Below are 5,541 nucleotides of genomic sequence, written 5' to 3' on the forward strand. Positions count from 1 at the left end.
CGGCCGCGCCGCAGGTTCCAGCCCAGGTACAGCGCCCAGGCCAGGGCCAGCAGCGCCCCGGTGACCACCACCGGGCGGCCCTGGCGGGTGTTGTACCAGGCCTTGCCCTCCGAGTGCTCCTCGGCGTGGCTGTGGTCGTGGTCGAGGGCGGCGGCGTCCTTGCGCGGGTCGCCCTGCTTTTGGGGCCTGGTCTGGGGGGAGGAGGGCGACATCGCGGCCTCGGGCGGGGCGGCCCGGCCCGACAGCGGCCTGACCGCGTAGCCCAGCGGCTCGATGGAGCGCTTGAAGTCGGCCAGCCCGGTCTGGCGGGGGTCGTAGGCCACCTCGATCCTCTCGGCCATGTAGTTGAGCCTGTACTCGCTCACGCCGGGGATGCGGCAGACCGCGCCCTCCACGGTCTTGGCGCAGCTCGCGCAGTCCATGCCCTCGACCTTGAAGGTGTCGTGGGCGTGGGCCACTCTGATTCCGTCCACAGCTTTTGGAATGTGGTCGGCGGGGTCGCGGGCGGCCTCGAGGACGACCGCGCTGCCCTCGAGGCGGGCCGAGGTCACGCCGGGCAGGGCGGCCAGGGCCGACTGCAAGAGCGTGCGGCACTGGGGGCAGTCCTCGGCGCTGGGCAGCACCTGTCTGAGTGGGAGGGAGAAGGTCACGGGGCTCCTTAAGATAGAGCGGACTCAAATATATGAACGACCGCTCAAGTATCCACATTCTACCAATACCTGAACGATTGCTCAATAGTTACTGATACCGCGCTCGCAGTATCAGAACTCGGGAAGAGGCTGCCTCGGGACTGTGACGGCTCGGCTGGACAAACCCGAGACACTTGAGTACCCTTTCAACCAATGTCCTGGATGCTCTACGCCGCTTGGGCGCAATCGTTGGTGGCTACGGTGGGCAGCCTCTACTTCTCCGAGGTGATGCGGCTGCCGCCCTGCGCCCTGTGCTGGTATCAGCGCATCTTCATGTACCCGCTGGTGCTGATCTTGGCGGTGGGGATCGGCGGCAGCGACCCCCGCGTGCGCTGGTACGCCCTGCCGCTGGCTCTGATCGGGTTCGCCGTCGCGGCGTACCACAACCTGCTGTACTACGACGTCATCCCCGAGGGCTTCGGCACCTGCTCGCTGGGGGTGAGCTGCACCGTTCGGCAGGTCGAGCTGTTCGGCTTCGTCGGCATCCCCCAGATGAGCCTGACCGCCTTCACGGTGATCCTGGCCCTGCTCTTACTCTCGTTTAGAAAAGGAGTTACCCGTGCAAACCAACCCCAAGCCTAAGCAGAACCCCCTGCTCATCCTCGGTGTCGTCGGGGTGGTCGCGGTTCTCGCCACCCTGGCCGTCCTCAGCCTCGCCAGCCGCCCCGGCCCCGCCGCCAGCGGCGGGCCGCAACTGGTGCGCGAGGACAGCCCCCGCTACGGCAACCCCGGCGCAAAGGTGGTGCTGGTGGAGTTCCTCGACCCCGAGTGCGAGGCCTGCGCCGCCGTACACCCGCTGGTGGGCGAACTCAAGCGCAAGTACCGGGAGCAGATGCAGTTGGTGGTGCGCTACCTGCCGCTGCACGCCAACAGCGTGCTGGCCGCCAGCGCGATGGAGGCTGCGGGCGAGCAGGGCAAATACTGGGAGTACGCCGACCTGATCTACCGGGGCCAGCCCGACTGGGCACCCCCGCACGACGGCGGCCCCCCCAAGATCGCCCCGCGCGAGGCGTTCGTCCAGTACGCGGGCTTCCTCGGGCTGGACAGGGCCGCCTTCGAGCGCAGCCTCGACGACCCCAAGCACGCCCGCAAGGTCGAGCGGGATCGCCAGGACGCGCAGCGGGCCGGGGCCACCGGAACCCCCACCTTCTTCCTCAACGGCGACCGGCTGAGCGTCCGCAGCCGGGCCGACCTCGAGAGCGCCATCGCCCGAGCCGTCCAGGCCGCGCAGTAAGGCTAGCGATCCCCGTCGCCGTGGCCGTCCTCGTGGGGGTCGCGGTAGTCAACCTGGATGGTGCGTTTGAACCGGCCCACCACGATCTCGCGCTCGAACAGGTCTTCGCGGCCCGCCTCGAGCACCCCCTCCGCCGAGACGGCGGAGGTGAACTGGTCGCCCTTCCTGAGCGCGGTGCCGAAAAACTTCGGCGGGCGGCGGTCTTCGACGCTTCGCAGGGTCTCGAGCGCGGCCCGGCCCGCGCTGCGGTGAGCCTCGAGGGTCTGCCCCGAGACCCCGCCCTGAGGCCAGGGCCAGTAGCCGACCGAGAAAACCGGGCCGGGGGTGACTCACAAGGTGCAGGGTGGGGCGTGGCCCCTCCTCGCACTCCCCTGCGTAACCCGGCACAGCCCGACCCACCCTTGAATGTTCACTCAGATTTGACAAAATATTTAGGTGCGCCTAAACTCTAGCTGAGGCTTACCTATGCGCGAACACCTATCCCCCCAGGCGGAGGACTACGTGAAGGCCGTCTACCGGCTCTCGCACGAGGGCTCGGTCACCACCCTGGCCCTGGCCGAGGCCCTGAGCGTCTCGTCCCCCTCGGTGACGGGGATGCTCAAGAAGCTGAACGAGCTGGGGCTGGTGGCCTACACCCCCTACCGGGGCGTGGCCCTGACCGAATCCGGCGAGAAGGTGGCCCTCGAGCTGATCCGCCACCACCGCCTGCTCGAGCTGTACCTGCACCAGGCCCTGGGCTACCCGCTGGAGGCCGTCCACGCCGAGGCCGAGCGCCTCGAGCACCACATCTCCGAGGAGTTCGAGGCCCGCATCTTCGAGCGGCTGGGCCAGCCCACCCACGACCCCCACGGCGACCCCATCCCCGGCCTGGACGGCTCGCTGCCGCGCCACGCCACGAAGCCGCTGGCCGAACTCGAGGCGGGCCACGCCGCCAGGGTCGGGCGGGTGGCCGAGGACGACCCCGAGCTGCTGCGCCAACTGGTGGCCCTGGGCCTGGCTCCGGGGGCCGAGGTGCGGACGCTCGAGGCGCAGCCCAAGCTGGGGCTGGTGCGCCTCGAGGTGGCGGGAACGGGCCGGACGCTGGGGATCGAGGCGGCCCGGCGGGTGTGGGTGGAAGAGGAGGTGCGGGCGTGAACCACCCCCTTCTCAAGCTCTTCAGCCGCCGCGAGCTGGTGCGCGGGCTGGGAGCCCTGGCCGGGGCGACCGGGGCGGCGGCGCTGGGCCTGGCCCAGAACAACGCACCCGCCGAGCACTCGGGGGGTTCAGGGCACGCGGCTGCGGCCACGGTGGCCGCCAAGGGCATGAGCGCGGCGGATCACGGCAGCAACGTGGTGATGGGGGTGGTTGACCCCGAGACCAACGGCTTCGACCCCATGCAGATGCTGGTGGACTGGGACTACGGCAAGGTCAGCAAGCTGCCGGGCGGGCAGACCCTGCGCGAGTACGAGTTTGTGGCCAGCGAGAAGGAGATCGAGATCGCCCCTGGCATCTTCTTCCCGGCCTGGACTTACAACGGACGGGTGCCCGGCCCCAGCATCCGCTGCACCGAGGGCGACCGCCTGCGGGTCAAGCTGGTCAACGGCAGCAGCCATCCCCATACCATCCACTTCCACGGTTTTCACCCTGCCAACATGGACGGCACCCCCCTGCCCGGCAACGGCGGGCTGGTGCAGCCGGGCGACAGCTACACCTACGAGTTCGACGCGGTGCCCTTCGGCTGCCACAAGTACCACTGCCACGCCGCCTCGCTCAAGCGGCACATCCACAAGGGGATGTACGGCGCGTTCGTGGTAGACCCCAAGGGGGGCCGACCCCCGGCCAGGGAGTTCATGATGGTCATGAACGCCTTCGACACCAACTTCGACGGGGGCAACGAGGTCTACGCGGTGAACACGGTGGGCTTTGAGTTCGCCCACCGCCCCGTCCCGATCAGGCGGGGCGAGCTGGTGCGCATCTACCTGATGAACCTGGTCGAGTTCGACCTGCTCAACAGCTTCCACACCCACGGCATCATGTTCGACTACTACGACCACGGCACCACCCTCGAGCCCACCCTGCGCACCGTGGACACCGTCGCCCAGATGCAGGGGCAGCGGGGCATCGTCGAGTTCCGCGCCCCCTACACCGGCCCCTTCATGTTCCACGCCCACGTCTCGGAGTTCGCCGAGCTGGGCTGGATGGGCCACTTCAACGTCGTCGAGGAGGCGGGCTGGGCCGAGGCCCTGAGCCGGGTCGGGCTGACGGCGGAGTGGGACAAACGAGGCTTGGATGGGGCCACTGTTGCCTGGAAGGGCGGTGAGACTGCATGACCCGCGAACCCGAGTCGAAAGAGAACCGCTGGGGCGGGTTCGGCTGGGTGCTGGCCCTGATCCCTTTGCTGCTGCTGGGACTGGTCTTGGCCTACTTGGTGGCGACCGGGGGCGGACTGCGCGAGCTGGCGGGGCCGCCGCTGGAGCGGGTCAAGATCGAGCGGATCACCCTGCCCGCGCCGGGGGTGATCCGCCTCGAGGTGGTCAACGACGGCCCCCAAGAAGTAACTATCCCGCAGGTGCTGGTGGACGACGCCTACTGGGCCTACACCGTCACGCCTTCCAACACCCTGCCCCGGTTGGGGCGGGCCACCTTCACTATTCCTTACCCTTGGGTGGCCGAGGAGACCCACCGGGTGGTGCTGATCACCAGCCTCGGTGCGACCTTCGAGGGCGAGATTGCCGCTGCTGTGGTCAGCCCCAGGCCCGATGCCAGCCTGTTCGGGCGCTTCGCCTTGGTTGGGTTGTACGTAGGGATCGTGCCAGTGCTGCTGGGGATGTTGTGGTATCCCTGGATGCGCCGCCTCAGCCGACCTGCCATGAACTTTATTCTCTCGCTTACGGTGGGGCTGCTGGTCTTCTTGGCGGTGGGCACCTACCTCGATGCCAACGAGTTCGCGGCTCAGTTGCCCGCCTTCTGGCAGGGGGTTCCCGCCGTCATATTCGTAGCCCTAATCGCCTTGGGGGCGCTGCTGGCGCTGGGGGCGCGGCAGCGGGGGGAGGTGGGGGCGCTCGAGCTGTCCTACCGCATCGCCCTGGGCATCGGGCTGCACAACCTGGGCGAGGGCCTGGCCATCGGGGCGGCCTTCGCGCTGGGCGAGGCCGCGCTGGGCACCTTCCTGGTGCTGGGCTTCACCCTGCACAACATCACCGAGGGGGTGGGGATCGCGGCCCCGGTGGTTCGCAAGAGCCCCGGCCTGGGGCACTTCGCCCTGCTGTGCCTGGTGGCGGGCGGCCCGGCCATCTTGGGGGTCTGGATCGGCGGCTTCGCCTTCAGCCCGGTGCTGGCGACGGTGTTCCTGGCCGTGGGGATCGGGGCGATCTTACAGGTCGTCTGGGAGGTGGGCCGGCTGGTCGCCAGGGACAGCGCGGCCCTGGGCCAGCCGCTGGTCAACTGGGTCAACCTCGCGGGGCTCACGGCGGGGATCGCGGTGATGTACCTGACGGCCTTCCTGGTCAAGTTCTGAGCGGCTGGCCCTGCTCCAGGGCGTGCTCGAGGGCACCCCGCAGCATCGCCCCCACGTGGTCGTCGGCCAGACGGTAGAAGACCTGGCGGCTCTCCTTGCGCGAGGCCACCAGGTCGGCCCCG

General features: G+C 69.0%; 7 protein-coding genes. 6 read left to right on the forward strand and 1 reads right to left on the reverse strand.

The features are described 5' to 3' along the window. On the reverse strand, positions 1-650 hold a 650-nt coding region (locus tag Q0288_RS07855), incomplete at its 3' end, for a cation transporter (RefSeq protein WP_299429344.1). A gap of 192 nt (positions 651-842) precedes the next feature. Between Q0288_RS07855 and Q0288_RS07860 the strand changes: the two genes are divergently transcribed. From Q0288_RS07860 to Q0288_RS07885, 6 genes are read left to right on the forward strand one after another with little or no spacing between them, the layout of a single operon-like run. Then, positions 843-1,271: a disulfide bond formation protein B gene (locus tag Q0288_RS07860; RefSeq protein WP_299429345.1), complete on the forward strand. Its 429-nt coding sequence runs from the start codon at positions 843-845 to the stop codon at positions 1,269-1,271. A gap of 34 nt (positions 1,272-1,305) precedes the next feature. Then, on the forward strand, positions 1,306-1,923 hold the full coding sequence (locus Q0288_RS07865; RefSeq protein WP_299429346.1) for a thioredoxin domain-containing protein: 618 nt from the start codon (positions 1,306-1,308) through the stop codon (positions 1,921-1,923). Between the two features lie 20 nt (positions 1,924-1,943). Then, entirely contained in the window at positions 1,944-2,375 is a 432-nt protein-coding gene (locus tag Q0288_RS07870; protein WP_299429347.1) for a hypothetical protein, read from the forward strand. A 13-nt stretch (positions 2,376-2,388) separates the two neighbouring features. After that, positions 2,389-3,057, forward strand: coding sequence for a metal-dependent transcriptional regulator (locus Q0288_RS07875; protein ID WP_299429348.1), 669 nt, complete (start codon positions 2,389-2,391; stop codon positions 3,055-3,057). Further along, positions 3,054-4,232, forward strand: coding sequence for a multicopper oxidase domain-containing protein (locus Q0288_RS07880; RefSeq protein WP_299429349.1), 1,179 nt, complete (start codon positions 3,054-3,056; stop codon positions 4,230-4,232). Before Q0288_RS07875 ends, Q0288_RS07880 begins: the two co-directional genes overlap by 4 nt. Further along, a complete protein-coding gene (locus tag Q0288_RS07885) occupies positions 4,229-5,419 on the forward strand; it encodes a metal transporter (protein WP_299429350.1) in 1,191 nt (396 codons plus the stop codon). Before Q0288_RS07880 ends, Q0288_RS07885 begins: the two co-directional genes overlap by 4 nt. Positions 5,420-5,541 lie beyond the last annotated feature (122 nt).

Source organism: uncultured Meiothermus sp., assembly GCF_937863175.1.
GTDB lineage: Bacteria > Deinococcota > Deinococci > Deinococcales > Thermaceae > Meiothermus.

Bases quoted from the DNA above. Each gene is read 5' to 3' on its own strand.
- Q0288_RS07885 (WP_299429350.1), top strand. From the start codon at position 4,229: ATGACCCGCGAACCCGAGTCGAAAGAGAACCGCTGGGGCGGGTTCGGC.
- Q0288_RS07875 (WP_299429348.1), top strand. From the start codon at position 2,389: ATGCGCGAACACCTATCCCCCCAGGCGGAGGACTACGTGAAGGCCGTC.
- Q0288_RS07860 (WP_299429345.1), top strand. From the start codon at position 843: ATGTCCTGGATGCTCTACGCCGCTTGGGCGCAATCGTTGGTGGCTACG.